We start from the raw sequence: 15,977 nt of genomic DNA, 5'->3' as shown, positions 1-15,977 counted from the left end.
CGCGGCTCACGACGGCGGACCCGCGTCCGGCTCGACGCCCGCCTCGCGCGTCGGCTCGCTCGCGAGGCCCGGCGCCGGACGATCGCTCGACCCGGCCCCCGGCTCGCTGGACTGCGCGGGCGCCGGCTCGGGCAGCGGCCCGCCCGAGGCGTCCCCGCGCACCAGCTTGAGCACGAGCTCGGCCGAGATGAGGCACATCGGCACGCCGACCCCGGGCGAGGCCGTGCCGCCCGCGTAGTACAGCCCGCGCACGCGCCGCGAGCGCGGGCCACGCCGGAACATCGCGGACTGCGCGAGCGTGTGCGCGGGCCCGAGCATGCCGCCGCGCCAGGAGTGGTAGTCGTCGGCGAAGTCGGCGGGCCCGATCGTGTGCCGCACCACGACGCGTTCGGCGAGGTCGGTCACGCCCGTCCAGCGCGCGATCTGCTCGACGGCGAGGTCGGCGATCCGCTCGACGCGCGGGTCCGCGCGGCGAGCGCCGGTAGACCCGGCAGACCCGGCAGATCCGGCCGACCCGTCCGACGCGGTCGACTCGTCCGACCCGACCGACGCGTTCGGTGCGATGGTGGCGTCCGTGCGCTCGCCGTCGGGCGACTCGCTCTCGGAAGGCGCGCCGTCGCGCACGAACGGCGCCGGGTACCCGGTCCCGTGCCCCAGCCCGACGTCGCCCGAGACCGGGATGAGCACGAAGAGGTTCTCGTGCCCGGGGGGTGCGACGCCGTCGTCGGTCGCGGACGGCCGGCAGACGTACAGCGACGTCGGCGAGGGCAGCTCGCCCCCGCCGAACACGGCGTCGAGGCTGCGCTCCCAGTCCTGCGTGAACGCCAGGGTGTGGTGCGGCAGCTCGGGCAGCGCACCGCGCACGCCGAGCATCACGAGGACGGCGGAGGGCCCGGGCGTGACCCGCCGCCAGGAGCGCTCGGGGTAGGTGCGGTAGGTGGGCGGCACGAGCCGGGTCTCGGTGTGGTGCAGGTCGGCGGTCGAGACGACGACGTCGGCCGGCGTGCGGTGCGCGCGCCCGCGGACGTCGGTCCACTCCACGCCGCGCACGTGACCGCGGCGGCCGCGTCCGGTGACCGCGAGGGCGTCGACGGTCGCGTCGAGCGTGATCCGGACCCCGGCCGTGCGGGCGAGCCGCTCCAGCGCCGCCACGACCCCGGTGAACCCGCCGACCGGGTAGCGCACGCCGTCGGACAGGTCGACCTGGCTCATGAGGTGGTAGATGGCCGGGGCGCGCCGCGGGTCCACGCCGAGGAACACGGCGGGGTAGCTCAGCACCTCGCGCAGCACGGGATCGGCGAACCGCCGTCCGGCGTGCCCCGCGAGCGAGGTCACGAGCCACCGCGCGAGGGCCGGCGCCGCGCGCCGGACCTCGGGGTCGAGGAACGGCTGCACCGAGGTGAACGGGTTGTAGAGGAACGCGGCCAGCGACAGGTCGAGGGCCTGCCGCGCGGTGGCGAGGTACTCCGCGAGCGCCGCGCCGGCGCCGGGCTCGCGCGCCTCGAACGCGGCGCGAGCGGCCGGTTCGCCCCAGGGCACGTCGAAGGACTCGACGTCGTCGGGGCCGACGCGCGAGAGCGGCCCGCCCTGTGCGCCGGGCCCGTGCAGCACGCGGTAGCCCGGGTCGAGCGTGCGCAGGTCGAGCTCGGCCTCGGCGCTCGTGCCGAGCATCCGGAAGAAGTGGTCGTACTGCGCGGGCATGAGGTACCAGGACGGACCGGTGTCGAACACGAAGCCCGCGTCGTCGATCCGGCCCGCGCGTCCGCCCACGCGGGAGCCTCGCTCGAGCACGTGCACGTCGTGCCCGTCGCGCGCGAGCAGGGCGGCGGTCGCGAGGCCGGCGACACCCGCGCCGATCACGATCACGCGCGCCACGGGTGCCACCCCCCGTCCAGCAGCGCCGGGTCGGCGAGGACCGCGCGCGCCACGAGCCGCAGCTTGACCGGCGTGGGGACGCTCACCCGTTCGCGGTACAGCTCGCGCACCGGGGTGGCCGCGATCCGCGCGGTGAGCTCGCCGAACAGCAGGCGCGCCGCGCGCACGGCGGGGCGCACGTCGGCCGGCAGGAGCGCGAGGCCCTCGTCGGCGGTGCGCAGGTCGGCGCGGATCCGCCGCACCCACGCGCGCTTGCCCGCCTCGTCCAGCGGCGCGTCCTGCGGCGCGTCCAGCGGCGCGTCGAGCGGCCCGTCCGGCGGCTCGTCCGGCCGGCCGGCGCGGGCGCCACCCGCGCTCGGCGCGCCGCCGTGCGCAGCACCAGCACCAGCACCAGCACCGTTCCCCTCACCCACCGCCGGCAGATACCCCCGCCCCAGCCGCCCTGCGTCGTCGGCGAGGTCACGAAGGAAGTTGACGTTCTGAAAGGCCGCCCCCAGCGCCCGGGCACCCCGCACGAGAACCGCGTGCTCGCCGTCGGACACGCGATGCCCGTCGAGGTAGATCGGCAGGCACATGAGGCCGACCACCTCGGCCGAGCCGTACACGTACCGCGCCTGCTCGGCGGGCGTGAGGGAGCGCGGGTCGAGGTCCATCCGCATGGACGCGAAGAACGGCTCGACCACGTCGCGCGTGATGCCGCACGCGCGGGCCGTGGCGGCGAACGCGTGCAGCACCAGGTCGGCCGCGAACCCCGTGGCCATCGCCTCGTAGGTCGCGGCCTCGTAGGCGTCGAGGGCGGCGCGCTGGGCGTCAGCGTCGAGGCCGGCCTCGGCGGCCACGCCGTCGACGATCTCGTCCGCGACGCGGACCATCGCGTAGACGGCCCGCACGTGGTCGCGGCAACGGTCGGGCAGCAGCGCGGTCGCGAGGCCGAACGAGGTCGAGTAGCTGCGGATCACGCCGTCGGCGGCCACCCGTGCGGCACGCGTGTAGAGCGCGAGGCGGGCGGCGTCGGGGGCCGTCACGACCTCCGCTCCGCGATGGCGCGCGCGACGCCCTCGAGCACCGCGCCGAACGCTGCGTAGCCGGGCTGCTCGCCGATCCGGGCGGCCTGCGCGAGCGCGTCGGCCAGGTGCATCGCCGCGTCCTGCTCGACGGCGGCGCGTGCCCCGGAGGACTCGATGAGGTCGACCGCCTCCTGGGCCTCACGCGCCGTGAGGTCGCCCCGGCCGAGCAGCGACGCCAGCCGCGGCCAGTCCGCGCCGGCGCGCACCCACGCCACGAGCGCGGTGACCTTGCCCTCGCGGATGTCGGAGTAGGGGTCCTTGCCCACCTCCTCGGGGTCGCCGAACACCCCGAGGACGTCGTCCTGCAGCTGGAAGGCCAGGCCGAGGGACGTGCAGTACTCCTCCAGGCCGGTCGGCACCCGCGCGCCCGCGACGGCGAGCGCCAGCAGGAGCGGTAGCCGGACCGTGTAGACGCCCGTCTTGCGCGCCGACATCGCGAGCACGGCCTCGACGTCGGGCGAGGTCTCGGGCAGCGAGTACAGGACGTCCGCGAGCTCGCCGGCCACCGACTGCGCGAGCGTCTCGCCGAGCACGTCGAGCATCCGCAGCCGTACGTCGTGCGGCACGTCGAGCCGGGCGACGAGCTGGTGCGCGTCCGCGAGCAGCACGTCCGCGGCGAGGATGCCGGCGGCCTCGCCGAGCCGCCGGTGCGACGCGCGGCCCAGCTCCTGCCCGGCCACCTCGTGCGCGCGGCCGATGAGGTTCGGCTCGCCGCGGCGCAGCACGTCGTGGTCGATCACGTCGTCGTGCAGCAGGAAGGCGGAGTGCAGCAGCTCGACGGCGACGGCGAGGTCGAGCCTGGCGCCGGAGTCGACCGCGCGGTGCTCCTCGCCGTCGAGCGCCTCGGCGGCGACGAGGAGGATCGCGGGGCGGACGAGCTTCCCGCCGCGCAGGCTGTCCCCGGCCACGCGCCAGAGCCGCTCCGACTCCGGACCGCTCGCACCCGCGACGCAGCGCGCGACGTACTCCTCCAGCCGAGCGCGCACCTGGGCGAGCGCGCTCTCCGTCGACACCGGCAGGGGCAGTGTGGGCACGCAGTCCACCTCGCTAAGTTGATTAGCGAAAACCTACCCCGTCAGCGGCGCCCGCGCACGCGTCTTCCGCACGAGACCTCCCACAGCACGGGGAGCAGGAGCCCGACGGCGAGCACCGGCGTCGCGAGCAGGTGACCCACCGCGGCGAGCGCCACAGCGGCCAGCGCAGCCGACGGCGCGGCCGTGAAGCCGAACGCGGAGGTCTGCCGCCAGATCCCGACGGATTGACTGGTCGCCCCGCCGCATTGACTGGTCAGATCGGCGGAGCGCACGGCGACCTGCGTGAATGCACCCACAACAGGGCCCCGAGACGATCTGACCAGTCAATGCGGCGGGGCCACCAGTCAAAGCGCCCCGACGGAGCCCGGGAGGGCCCATCCGGGGTCGGGAGCGGCGCTCCCCCGGGCGTGGGAACCGGCGTTCCGAGCACCGCGCCGGGCGGCACGGCCGGCAGCGCGGTGGACCACACCCCCACTCACAGTGTCCTGACAGGTTCCGCTGAGAACCGCGCCAGAGCACGCCCCTAGCGTCCCGGCCCGTGAGACTCCACCTCCCCCGACCCCGCGTCCTGGTCGCCGCGGGCGCTGTGCTCGTGCTCGCCGTCGCCGCCGTGCTCTGGTTCGCCGTGATGCGGCCCGCACAGGCGGCCACGACGAGCGCGACGAGCCAGACGCTCACCGCCCAGGCCACGCTCACCACCTTCGAGCAGTCCGTCACCACCTCGGGCACGCTGACGCCGGCCGTCAACGAGACAGTCTCGTTCGCCGCCACGGGCACCGTGCAGACCGTCGACGTCGCCGAGGGCGACACCGTCACGGCCGGTCAGACGCTCGCGACCATCGACACCCTGCAGCTAGACGCCACCCGCACCGAGGCGCTCTACGACCTCGAGGTCGCGAAGGCGGCGCTCGAGGAGGCGCAGGACGCCGACGACGACAGCGACGGCGCGAACGCCCTCGTCGAGTCGCGCACCGCCGCGCTCGCCGTCGCGCAGAGCGCCTACGACGACGCCGAGGCCGCGATGGCCGACGCGACGCTCGTCGCACCCGTGGCGGGCCTGGTGACCAGCGTGGGCGTCGCCGTCGGGGACGCGGTGTCCGGCTCGTCCTCGGCGAGCGCCGGCGGCGGGACCACCGGCGCGACCGGCGCCGGCGGTTCGACGGGTTCGAGCACCACGACGACGGCGAGCGGCGCCTTCACGGTCGTCGGCACCGACGCGTGGACCGTGTCGGTCTCGGTGGGCGAGTCGGACGTCGCAGACCTGGCCGTCGGCAACCAGGTCGAGATGACCTCCGACGACGTGAGCGGCACGATCTTCGGCGTCGTCACCGAGATCGGGAAGCTGCCGAGCTCCTCCTCCGGATCGGTGACCTACCCGGTCACGATCGAGGTCACGGGCGACGGCGAGGGCCTCTACGACGGCGTCGCGGTCGACGTGAGCATCATCTACTCCCGCCGCACGGACGTCCTGGCGATCCCGTCGGCCGCAGTGACGCAGAACGCCGACGGCACGGCGACCGTCGAGCTCGTCACCTCGAGCGGGACGTCCGACGGCGCAGCGAGCGACGGCGCGACGCCCGGCGGTGACAGCACGGCCGGGTCCGCCGACGCCGACTCGGCGAACGCGGTCGAGACCATGACGACCACCGTGGAGCTCGGCGAGACGTCGGGCTCCACGGTCGAGATCACGTCGGGCCTGTCCGAGGGCGACACCGTGCAGTACACGGTCGCGATCGCGTCGCAGGACACGTCCGGCACCGGAACGCAGGACCAGCAGGGCCAGCTCCCCGGCGGCGGCGAGCTCCCCGGCGGAGACGGCCAGATGCCGGACTTCTCCGGCGGGTTCCCCGGCGGTCAGGGATGAGCGCGCTGCTGCTCGGCCACGACGACGAGCCGGCGCTCGCCGAGGAGGACGTCCCTGGTCCGGTCATCGACCTCGTCGACGCGCGGAAGACCTACACCACGGGCGCCATCACGTTCGAGGCGCTGCGCGGCGTCACGCTGCGGATCGACCGGGGCGAGTACGTCGCGATCATGGGCCCCTCGGGGTCGGGCAAGTCGACGCTCATGAACATCCTCGGGTGCCTCGACGTGCTGACCAGCGGGTCGTACGCGCTCGCCGGGCACGACGTCGCGGACCTGGACGAGGAGGACCTCGCCGACATCCGCAACCGCGAGGTGGGGTTCGTCTTCCAGCAGTTCCACCTGCTGCCGTCGCTCTCGGCCAAGGGCAACGTCATGCTGCCGCTGACCTACCGCCAGAACCCCGGGCAGAGTGCTCGCGCGGCCCGCCGGGCCCGCGAGGAGGCGGCGGTCAGGGCGCTGGACCGGGTCGGGCTCGCCGACAAGGCGCCCAACCGGCCGGGCCAGATGTCCGGCGGTCAGCAGCAGCGCGTGGCCGTCGCGCGTGCCCTGGTGGGCGAGCCCGCGCTGATCCTGGCGGACGAGCCCACGGGCAACCTCGACTCGTCCTCGACCGACGACGTGCTCGCGCTGTTCGACGAGCTGCACGCCTCCGGGCGCACCGTCGTGCTCATCACGCACGAGGACGAGGTGGCCTCGCGGGCCGCGCGCGTGGTGCGGGTGCGGGACGGGCTCATCGCCGAGGACACCGGGGCTCGCTCGTTCCCGACCGCGGTCACCGAGCGGGGGGCCACGGCATGAGCTGGCGCGAGACCCTCCTCACCGGCTGGAGCTCGATCCGCGCGCACTCGATGCGCTCGCTCCTGACCACGCTCGGGATCCTCATCGGCATCGCCGCGGTGATCCTCACGGTCGGGCTCGGCCTGGGCACCCAGAAGGACGTCAGCGCGCAGATCAGCTCGCTCGGCTCCAACCTCCTCATCGTCACGCCCGGCTCGAGCACCGACTCCTCCGGCATGCGCGGCGGGTTCGGCTCGGCCGCCACGCTCACCACGTCCGACGTCGAGGCGCTGGACTCCTCGGTCGCGACGCCGGACGTCGACGCCGTGGCCGCCGAGCGCTCCACGTCGCTGTCGGTCGAGGCCGGCGACACGAACTGGACCACCACGGTCACCGGCGTGACCGCCGACTGGCTCGAGGTGCGCTCACGGACGCTGTCCTCGGGCGAGTTCGTCGACCCCGACTCCACCTCGCAGGTGGTGCTCGGGTCCGAGGCCGCGACCGAGCTGTTCGGCAGCACCGACGTCGTCGGACGCAGCGTGACCATCTCCGACCTGCCGTTCACGGTAGTCGGCGTGCTGGACTCGGCCGGGTCCTCGAGCGAGACGAACCTGGACGACCTCGCGGTGCTGCCTCTCGCCGTCGTGGGCTCCGACCTCATCGGGACGAACCCGACCACGGTGTCGACGATCTACCTCAAGGCTGTGGACACGACCGTCATCTCGGCGGCGTACCAGGAGGCCGAGACGCTGCTGCTCAACCTGCACGGCATCACCAACGCCGACTCGGCGGACTTCTCGATCTCCAGCCAGGACGCCCTCGTGGAGACGGCGACGTCGGTCTACCGCACCCTGACGGTGCTGCTGACCGGAATCGCTGCCCTCTCCTTGCTGGTCGGTGGGATCGGCGTCATGAACATCATGCTCGTGTCGGTCACCGAGCGGACCCGGGAGATCGGCCTGCGCAAGGCGCTCGGCGCACCGCCCCGCGTGATCCGGCGGCAGTTCCTCACCGAGGCCTCGATCCTCGGGCTGGCGGGCGGCGTGCTCGGCGTCGGGCTCGGCGTGGTCGCGGCGCTCACGCTCCCGAGCGTGCTCGGCTCCTCGATCGTCGTCTCCGGCGTGGCGATCGCCGGATCGATCGCGGTGGCCCTCGGCATCGGCCTCCTCTTCGGCACCTACCCGGCAGCGCGGGCCGCACGGCTCGCCCCCATCGACGCACTCCGCAGCGAGTGACCCACCCGAAAGGCTCTTCATGCGTGCACTCACTCCCTCCCGCTCGCCACGGGCATCGCGGCGGGCATCCCTGCGGCCCTCCCGCCTCGTCGCCCTCACCGCGCTCGCGGCAGCCACCGCGCTCGTCGCGTCCTGCTCGACCGGCACGTCCGAGGCCGCGGGCAACTCCGACGCCTCCGCGGCGCCGTCCGTGGACGCCTCCGCGGCGCCCGACGGCGGGCAGGGCGCGCTCGGCGGCGGTGCGGGCGGCGACGCCGATCGCGGCGGCGTGTCCGGCGAGATCGTGCTCGTCACCGGCAGCACCGCGCAGGTGCAGGGCGACGACGAGCAGACGGCCGTGACCTGGACCGACGACACGAGCGTCACGCTCGCCGCCGACGGCACGATCGCCGACGTGGTCGCCGGTCTGTGCGCGACGGCGCAGCTCACCGACGACGTCGCCGTCTCGGTCGCGCTCACCCAGCCGGGCGACGACGGCACGTGCGCCGCCGGGTTCGGCGGCGGGATGGGCGGCGGGATGCCGGGCGGAGGGCAGCTGCCCGAGGGCGGCGAGACGCCGACCGACCTCCCGACCGACATGCCGAACGGCGGCGAGATGCCCACCGACATGCCGAACGGCGGCGAGATGCCGACCGATATGCCGCAGGGCGGCGGTGCGGGCGGCGGGTTCGCCGGCGGCATGCCGACCAGCGGCACCGTCACCGCCGTCGACGGGACGACGATCACCGTCACCACCTCCGACGGCGAGACCGCCACGATCGCGACCGACGACGCGACCACCTACACCGTGACCGCGACGGCCGCGACGAGCGACATCGCCACCGGGCTGTGCGCGACGGCCTTCGGCGACGCCGACTCCTCCGGAGCCGTCACGGCGAGCTCGATCGCGCTGTCCCAGCCCGGCGACGAGGGCTGCTCGACCGGTTTCGGGGGCGGCGGCTTCGGCGGCGGTGGCTTCGGCGGTGGCCCGGGCGGGCAGCGCGGCCAGAACGGTCAGAGCGGCGCCGGCGAGGAGAGCACGAGCGGGAGCGGGAGCGGGAATGCCTGACCAGCGCGCGGTGAAGGGCACGGGTCCAGCGGAGGAGGCGGGGACGTCGGGGACGTCGGGGACGTCGGGGACGTCCGGGCTCACCTCCGAGACGACGGGCCCGGAGGCGGCAGCCGCCACAGGGACGGGCACCACGGGGACGGTGGCCGCGCCCACGGCGAGGCCGACGACCACGGCGACCGCTCGCCGTCGGGCCCGGCGCCGCAGGCGCGTCGTGACGATCGCCGCCGGCACGGCCGTGGCGCTCGCGGTGGCGGGCGGCGCCGTCGCGCTGACCGTACGGCCGGCCGAGCACTACCGCACGGCCGAGGCGAGCACCGCCGACGTGAGCCAGAGCATCGCGGCCACCGGCACGCTCACGTCGGTCGACCGCGCGGACGCGGCGTTCTCGACGGCGGGCACCGTCGCGAGCGTCGACGTCGCCCTAGGCGACACGGTCACGGCCGGACAGCAGCTCGCGACGCTGGACGCGGACGAGCTGGCCGACGCCGTGGCCGACGCGCAGGACGCGCTCGCCACCGCGCAGGAGACGCTGTCCTCCGACCTCGAGGCGCAGACCGCAGGCGACACCGTCAGCTCGATCACGTCCTCGGGCGGATCGGGTGGTTCGAGCGGGACGTCCGGCGGGTCCGGCGGCGCACTCGTGGTGACCGGGCTGCTCCGGCCGCTCGTGGCGACCGTGCTCACGGTGGCCGAGGCGGTTGCCGACACCTCGGGCGACGACGACAGCTCGAGCGGCACATCCAGCGACGTCGAGGCGGCGTGGGCGGCGGTCGACGCCGCGCGCGCCGACGTGACCGTCGCGCAGGACGCGCTGCTCGCGCAGTACGACACCGTGAACGCGGCGCTGGCCGCGGCGACGGGCTCGGGGACGACGTCGACCGACACGTGCGCGCCCTTCCTCGCGGCCACCTACGACGGCACGGGCGAGGACCCGGGCGCCGACCTCGCCGCACTGCAGGCCGCGCTGGTCGCGTGCCAGGGCGCCGTGACGCTGTCGCTCGCGGACCAGGCGACGGTCGCGACCGAGCAGCAGGCGCTGCTGGATCGCGCGAGCGAGCTCGACACCGCCGTGGCCACGCTGAACGACGCGGTCGACGCCGCAAAGGCGGCCGACGAGGCGGCCGGCACGGACGACCCGACCACCGAGCCGACCTCTGAGCCGACAGACGAGCCCACCGCTGAGCCGACCACCGAGCCCACGACTCAGCCCACCGGCCAGCCCTCTCAGCCGACCGACCAGCCGACGAACGGGACCGGCGGCCAGACCGGGGGCACGGGCGGCACGGGTGGCTCGACGTCGGGCGGCATGTCCGGCGGTTCGACCACCGGGAGCGCTCCGTCGACGGGCGGCACGGGCGCCTCCGGTGCGACCGGAGGCACGGGTGGCGCCGCCACCACGGGCGGGACGGGCAGTGGCACGGCCGGTGCCACGGGCAGCACCGGCTCGTCCGGCGTCGAGGTCACGGCCCAGCGGATCCTCGCCGACCAGGCCGCGGTCGACGTCGCCCAGGCCGACCTCGCGATCGCCGAGGCCGCCGCGGCGTCGGGCACGCTCACGAGCCCGATCGACGGCACGGTCGCGCAGGTCGCGCTCGCCGTGGGCGACGAGGTGACGGCGTCCTCGACGACTGCGGTCGTCACGGTGCTCGGCGACGGCGGCTACGTCGTGACGTCGACGTTGGACCTGTCCGACGTCAAGCAGCTCGCCGTGGGCCAGACCGCGAGCGGGAGCGTGGGCGGGAGCGACGCCGTCGTGGCCGCACACGTCGCGAGCATCGGGGTGACCGACGTGTCCGAGACGACGACGCCGCAGTTCACCGTGGTGCTCGCGGTCACCGACCCGACGAGCGGGCTGCTCGAGGGCGCGACCGCGGACCTCGACGTCGACGTGGCGCAGCGCACCGGGGTGCTCACGGTGCCGACGTCCGCGGTGCACGTGTCCGGCTCGACGACCACCGTCGACGTGCTCGAGGGCGGCGAGGTGACGTCGCGCGAGGTGACGGTCGGCGCCGTCGGCGCGGAACTCACCGAGATCACCGACGGGCTGACGGCCGGCGACGAGGTGGTGCTCGCCGACCTCACTCAGGCCATCGACACCGGTGACGAGGACTCCACCTCCTCCGGTCTCACCGGCCTCTCCGGCGACTCGCAGCAGCAGGGCGGTGGCTTCCAGGGCGGCCCGCCGTCCGGCGGGGGCGGCTTCGGCGGCGGGGGTGGCCCACAGGGCTGACCGCCCGTGGCGGGGTCCGCGGCTGCAGCTGTGCGGCTGCGGACCCCGCCGACCGCGCGCCCCAGGTGGAGACCGCCACCGCCACGTCCACCCCACACGCGGCACACGCCCGTCCGGCGCGCCCCACGTGGAGACCGCCACCGCCACGTCCACCCAGACCGTGGCCGAGCTGGCCGACGACGCCGACCAGTCAGCGCAGCCCGGCCAGCAGGCTCGCCGCGACCGCGACCATCACGACGGCGATCACGGTGTCGAGCACGCGCCACGCGGACGGTCGCGCGAACACCGGGGCGAGCAGGCCGGCGCCGTACCCCAGCGCGGTGAACCACGTGATGCTCCCGATCCCCGCCCCGACGGCGAATAGCCACGGCTGCGCGTAGCTCGCCGACACCGAGCCGAGCAGCACCACCGTGTCGAGGTACACGTGCGGGTTCAGCCACGTGAGCGCGAGCGCCGTCAGGACCGCGACGCGCAGGCTGGGGCGGGCGGGCCGCGCGGCGGCAGGCCCCGAAGGCGTGAGAGGAACGGCAGCCACCGCGGCGACGGCGGAGCCAGTGACCGTGGAGCCGGTGACCGCGGAAGGAGCGGCGGACTCAGGAGCGGCGGAACCAGGAACCGCAGAACCACTGCCGGCACCGACTCCGGGTCCCGAGTCCAGCGCCGCACCGCGACCGCCGTCACCCGCACCCGGCGACGAGCCGTCGCCCTGGGCCGCCCCCAGCTCGAGCCCGTGCACAGCCGGCCGCCAGGCCCGCCGCGCGGCAAGCCACCCGTACCAGAGCAGCACCGCGGCGCCGAGGACCGTGACCACGGTGAGCACGCCGTCGTGCGCCGCGATCACGCGCCCCAGCCCGGCGGCGCCGATCCCGATGAGCACGAGGTCGCTCACCGCGCAGACGGCGACGACGACCCCGACGTGGGAGCGCGCCACCCCCTGCCGCAGGACGAACGCGTTCTGGGCGCCGATGGCGACGATGAGGCCCCATCCGAAGAGCAGGCCGGCAAGCACAGTGGTCACGCTGCGACGCTACGAACAGCCAGCAAGACAGTCCAACGAATGTTTCTTCGGTTTCCTTAGCAGCGCTTACGATGGCCGGATGTCCACGGACCCAGGTGCGGTCACTCAGCACCGCGCCCCCGACTGGGACCTGCCCCAGCTGCGCGCCCTCGCGGCCGTCGTCGACCACGGCAGCCTCGAGGCCGCCGCGCGAGCACTTTCCGTGACGCCGTCGGCGGTCAGCCAGCGCCTCAAGGCGCTCGAGCGCACCGTGGGTGCGGTGCTGCTGCGGCGCACCCGACCGGTGCGGGTGACCGCCCAGGGCGAGCCGGTGCTCCGGTTCGCCCGGCAGGTCGACCTGCTCGCCGCGGACGCGGAGCTCGCGGCACAGGACGCCGGCGCCGCAGGACCCGTCGGCGGCACCACCTCGCGCCCGACCCTCCGCCTCGCCGTCAACGCCGACTCGCTCGCCACCTGGGTGCTCCCGGCCCTCGCCCCCCTCTCCGCCGACGTCGATCTCGTCTTCGTGCGCGAGGACCAGGACCACACCGCCGAGGTCCTGCGCACGGGTGACGCCACCGCGGCCGTGACGTCCGTGAGCACGCCCGTCCAGGGCTGCACCGTCACCCCGCTCGGCGCGATGCGCTACCTCCCGATGGCCTCGCCCGCGTTCGCGCGCCGGCACTTCCCCGAGGGACTCACGACGGCGTCGCTCGCCGTCGCGCCCGTCGTCGTCTTCGACGATCGCGACCGCCTGCAGCACCGCCTGCTCGAGGACTGGGGCGTGCGGTCCGCGCCGCCGAGCCACGTCGTGCCCGCGTCCGCCGAGTTCGTCACCGCCGTCCGGCTCGGCTACGGCTGGGGCATGGTGCCCGAGCTGCAGGTGCCCACCTGGACGGCGGCCGACGCCGTCGTGCTCACGACGCCCGACGGCGCACCCTCCCCCGCGATCGACGTCACCCTGTTCTGGCAGCAGTGGTCGCTGCGGACCGCCACGCTCGACGCCGTCGCCTCGGCCGTGCGCACCGCCGCGGCGGACGCGCTTCGTCCGATGGCGACGTCACCGTCGGCGAAACGACGCGGATCGTCGGGACGCCGAGGCGGGCCCGCTCGGGTAGGGTCCGGGCCATGAGCGAGCAGCCGACCGCGCGGCCGACGCCGGTCCGGCGCGGCTCCTCGGCGCCCTCGATCGGGGACGTCGCCCGGCGCGCGGGCGTCTCGCAGCAGACAGTCTCGCGAGTGGCCAACGGGTCCGACGCCGTGCGCCCCGCCACGCGGGACAAGGTCCAGCTGGCGATGACGGAGCTGGGCTACACCCCGAACCGGGCGGCGCGTGCGCTGCGGTCGGGCTCCTTCACGACGATCGGACTCATCGCGCACCGGCTGTCCCGCACGGGTGAGTCCCGCACGGTCGAGGCGGTGGTCGCGGCGGCCCGAGCCGAGGGCTACACCGTCAACCTCGTCGACCTCGAGCAGGCGACGACGAGCGAGGTCACCGCCGCCGCCGTGCGGCTCGAGCACCAGGCCATCGACGGCCTCGTCATCATCCGCGCCGAGGACGCGACGCCCGAGACGCTCGCGCTCGCGCCCGGCTTCCCCGTCGTGGTCGCGGACTCCCGCTTCGTGGGTCACCTGCCCTCGGTCGGGATCGACCAGGCGGCGGGCTCGACCCTGGTGGTCGACCACCTGCTCGACCTCGGGCACCGCACGGTGCACCACGTGCGCGGCCCGCTGGACTCCGGGCCCGGCAACCAGCGCGCGGACGCCTGGCGCGAGGCGCTGCTCGCGCGCGGTGCGCCCGTGCCCGAGCCCGTCGTGGGCGACTGGACGATGGCGTCGGGCTACGCGGCCGGACGGGCGATCATCGCCGCGGGCGCCACGGCGGTGTACTGCGCCAACGACGAGATGGCCGGCGGCCTCCTGCGGGCCGTGCACGAGGCGGGGCTGCGGGTGCCGCAAGACCTCTCGGTGGCCGGCTTCGACGACATCCCGATGGCCGAGTACCTCTGGCCGCCCCTGACCACGGTGCACCAGAACTTCGCCGAGACGGGGCGCACCCTGGTGGCGCTGCTCATGCGACAGATCCGCGACCACGAGGCGCTCGAGCCACGCGCCCACCTCATCCCCGCCACCCTCGTGGTCCGCGCCAGCACGGGTGCGCCACCCGCCGCGCCGCGCGAGTGACCTGTCGCTGACGCGCGTGACCAGCGCTGACGCGCTCCTGACCCCCCTGTGACCCACGACTGACCGACGATTGACCCGCACCTGACAGCGACTTTCGTCTGACGTACCCACGCCCCCCTGCCGCTCGACGCCCCGCCGGGCCTACTGTGCGTACGTGGCCAGCGACGACGCACGGATCGACGACTCCATTCCCGAGAACACGTTCTCGATGAAGAGCCCGTACGGGCGCCGCGCGATCGGCCTGTCGGTCGCCGCCGCCGTCGGCGGGTTCCTGTTCGGGTTCGACTCCTCGGTGATCAACGGCGCCGTCGACTCGATCTCCGCCAACTTCGAGATCAACGACACGCTGACGGGCTTCGTCGTCGCCGTCGCGCTGCTCGGCTGCGCCGTCGGCGCCATGGTCGCGGGCCAGCTGTCGGACCGCTGGGGCCGCCTCAGGGTCATGATGCTCGGCGCCGCGATGTTCCTCATCAGCTCGATCGGGGCCGGCCTCACGTTCAGCGTGCCGGACCTGCTGCTGTGGCGCATCCTCGGCGGCATCGGCATCGGCATCGCGTCGGTCGTCGCACCGGCGTACATCGCCGAGATCGCGCCGCGTCAGGTGCGCGGCGCCCTCGCCTCGCTCCAGCAGCTCGCGATCACGCTCGGCATCTTCGTGGCCCTCCTCAGCGACGCGCTGCTGGCGTTCCAGGCAGGCAGCGCCTCGGACGACCTCTGGCTCGGCCTCGAGGCGTGGCGGTGGATGTTCCTCGTCGGCGTCATCCCGGCTGCGGTGTACGGCATCCTCGCCTTCACGCTGCCGGAGTCGCCGCGCTACCTCATCGCCAAGGGCCGCACCGAGGAAGCGCGGGAGATCTTCGCCCGACTGGTGCCCGAGGTCGATCTGCCCCAGACGATGCGCGAGCTCACCACCGCGATCGAGACGGACCGCAGGAACGCGAACGTCTCGCTCACGGGTCCGGTGCTCGGCCTGCAGAAGATCGTCTGGGTCGGCATCATCCTGTCGGTCTTCCAGCAGTTCGTGGGGATCAACGTGATCTTCTACTACTCCACGAGCCTGTGGAAGTCGGTGGGGTTCACCGAGGACGACTCCCTCACGATCAGCGTGTTCACGTCGGTGACCAACGTGCTGGTCACGCTCGTGGCCATCTGGCTCGTCGACCGGGTCGGCCGCAAGCCCATCCTGCTCACCGGCTCCGCGATCATGACCGTCTCGCTCGGCGCCATGGCGCTGTGCTTCATGTCGGCGACCGGGACGGGCGACAACGTGACGCTCGACGACCCCTGGGGCACCATCGCGCTGATCTCGGCGAACCTCTTCGTGATCGGGTTCGGGGCGTCGTGGGGCCCGCTCGTGTGGGTGCTGCTCGGCGAGATCTTCCCCAGTCGGATCCGCGCGAAGGCGCTCGGCGTGGCCGCCGCGGCCCAGTGGATCGCCAACTTCCTCATCACCGTGACGTTCCCGCCGATGTCGGCGTGGTCGCTGCCGATCACCTACGGCATGTACGCGGTGTTCGCCGCGCTGTCCTTCTTCTACGTGTGGGCCCGCATCCCCGAGACCAAGGGGATGGAGCTGGAGAAGACCGAGACGCTCTTCACCAACCCCGTGCAGCACGGCAGCGCCGCTCGGCAGTAGCCGCTGGCGCAACTCGCCACGAAGG

At 74.4% G+C, this 15,977-nt stretch carries 13 protein-coding genes; 8 read left to right on the top strand and 5 right to left on the bottom strand.

Annotated elements, in window-relative coordinates; all coding sequences use genetic code 11:
• Positions 1 to 6: 6 nt before the first annotated feature.
• Genes crtI through AC3AQ1_RS09505 form a run of 4 tightly spaced genes read right to left on the bottom strand, consistent with a single transcriptional unit; the run spans position 7 to position 4,272 of the window.
• The gene (gene crtI / locus AC3AQ1_RS09520; RefSeq protein ID WP_159096478.1) at positions 7 to 1,875 is read right to left on the bottom strand and encodes a phytoene desaturase family protein; all 1,869 of its coding nucleotides are present in this window, start codon (positions 1,873 to 1,875) and stop codon (positions 7 to 9) included.
• On the bottom strand, positions 1,863 to 2,900 hold the full coding sequence (locus AC3AQ1_RS09515; RefSeq protein ID WP_108718782.1) for a phytoene/squalene synthase family protein: 1,038 nt from the start codon (positions 2,898 to 2,900) through the stop codon (positions 1,863 to 1,865). Before AC3AQ1_RS09515 ends, crtI begins: the two co-directional genes overlap by 13 nt.
• On the bottom strand, positions 2,897 to 3,976 hold the full coding sequence (locus AC3AQ1_RS09510; protein WP_159096477.1) for a polyprenyl synthetase family protein: 1,080 nt from the start codon (positions 3,974 to 3,976) through the stop codon (positions 2,897 to 2,899). The genes AC3AQ1_RS09515 and AC3AQ1_RS09510 overlap by 4 nt, the downstream gene beginning before the upstream one ends.
• Positions 3,977 to 4,017: 41 nt before the next feature.
• Complete coding sequence (locus AC3AQ1_RS09505) at positions 4,018 to 4,272, bottom strand: hypothetical protein (RefSeq protein ID WP_108718780.1); 255 nt, start codon at positions 4,270 to 4,272, stop codon at positions 4,018 to 4,020.
• Positions 4,273 to 4,514: 242 nt separating this feature from the next.
• Between AC3AQ1_RS09505 and AC3AQ1_RS09500 the strand changes: the two genes are divergently transcribed.
• From AC3AQ1_RS09500 to AC3AQ1_RS09480, 5 genes are read left to right on the top strand one after another with little or no spacing between them, the layout of a single operon-like run.
• Positions 4,515 to 5,840: an efflux RND transporter periplasmic adaptor subunit gene (locus AC3AQ1_RS09500; protein ID WP_159096476.1), complete on the top strand. Its 1,326-nt coding sequence runs from the start codon at positions 4,515 to 4,517 to the stop codon at positions 5,838 to 5,840.
• Positions 5,837 to 6,640, top strand: a complete 804-nt coding sequence (locus tag AC3AQ1_RS09495; protein ID WP_108718778.1) for an ABC transporter ATP-binding protein — start codon at positions 5,837 to 5,839, stop codon at positions 6,638 to 6,640. Before AC3AQ1_RS09500 ends, AC3AQ1_RS09495 begins: the two co-directional genes overlap by 4 nt.
• A complete protein-coding gene (locus AC3AQ1_RS09490) occupies positions 6,637 to 7,854 on the top strand; it encodes an ABC transporter permease (RefSeq protein ID WP_108718777.1) in 1,218 nt (405 codons plus the stop codon). Before AC3AQ1_RS09495 ends, AC3AQ1_RS09490 begins: the two co-directional genes overlap by 4 nt.
• A gap of 19 nt (positions 7,855 to 7,873) precedes the next feature.
• Entirely contained in the window at positions 7,874 to 8,902 is a 1,029-nt protein-coding gene (locus AC3AQ1_RS09485; protein WP_108718776.1) for a hypothetical protein, read from the top strand.
• Positions 8,895 to 11,135: an efflux RND transporter periplasmic adaptor subunit gene (locus tag AC3AQ1_RS09480; protein WP_108718775.1), complete on the top strand. Its 2,241-nt coding sequence runs from the start codon at positions 8,895 to 8,897 to the stop codon at positions 11,133 to 11,135. The genes AC3AQ1_RS09485 and AC3AQ1_RS09480 overlap by 8 nt, the downstream gene beginning before the upstream one ends.
• A gap of 190 nt (positions 11,136 to 11,325) precedes the next feature.
• On the opposite strand, the gene AC3AQ1_RS09475 is transcribed toward AC3AQ1_RS09480, so the two are convergent.
• On the bottom strand, positions 11,326 to 12,153 hold the full coding sequence (locus AC3AQ1_RS09475) for a LysE/ArgO family amino acid transporter (protein WP_108718774.1): 828 nt from the start codon (positions 12,151 to 12,153) through the stop codon (positions 11,326 to 11,328).
• A 79-nt stretch (positions 12,154 to 12,232) separates the two neighbouring features.
• Here AC3AQ1_RS09475 and AC3AQ1_RS09470 point away from each other — a divergent pair, with 79 nt between their 5' ends.
• The 3 genes from AC3AQ1_RS09470 to AC3AQ1_RS09460 all read left to right on the top strand — a co-directional run bounded on the left by AC3AQ1_RS09470 (position 12,233) and on the right by AC3AQ1_RS09460 (position 15,952).
• Entirely contained in the window at positions 12,233 to 13,264 is a 1,032-nt protein-coding gene (locus tag AC3AQ1_RS09470) for a LysR family transcriptional regulator ArgP (protein WP_108718773.1), read from the top strand.
• Positions 13,261 to 14,316: a LacI family DNA-binding transcriptional regulator gene (locus AC3AQ1_RS09465; protein ID WP_108718772.1), complete on the top strand. Its 1,056-nt coding sequence runs from the start codon at positions 13,261 to 13,263 to the stop codon at positions 14,314 to 14,316. The genes AC3AQ1_RS09470 and AC3AQ1_RS09465 overlap by 4 nt, the downstream gene beginning before the upstream one ends.
• A gap of 208 nt (positions 14,317 to 14,524) precedes the next feature.
• Positions 14,525 to 15,952 (top strand): sugar porter family MFS transporter, encoded by a 1,428-nt coding sequence (locus tag AC3AQ1_RS09460; RefSeq protein ID WP_108720116.1) that lies wholly within the window; start codon positions 14,525 to 14,527, stop codon positions 15,950 to 15,952.
• Positions 15,953 to 15,977 lie beyond the last annotated feature (25 nt).

The sequence above is a fragment of the Miniimonas sp. S16 genome, from assembly GCF_057748195.1.
This window is presented reverse-complemented; position numbering and strand designations above follow the sequence as displayed.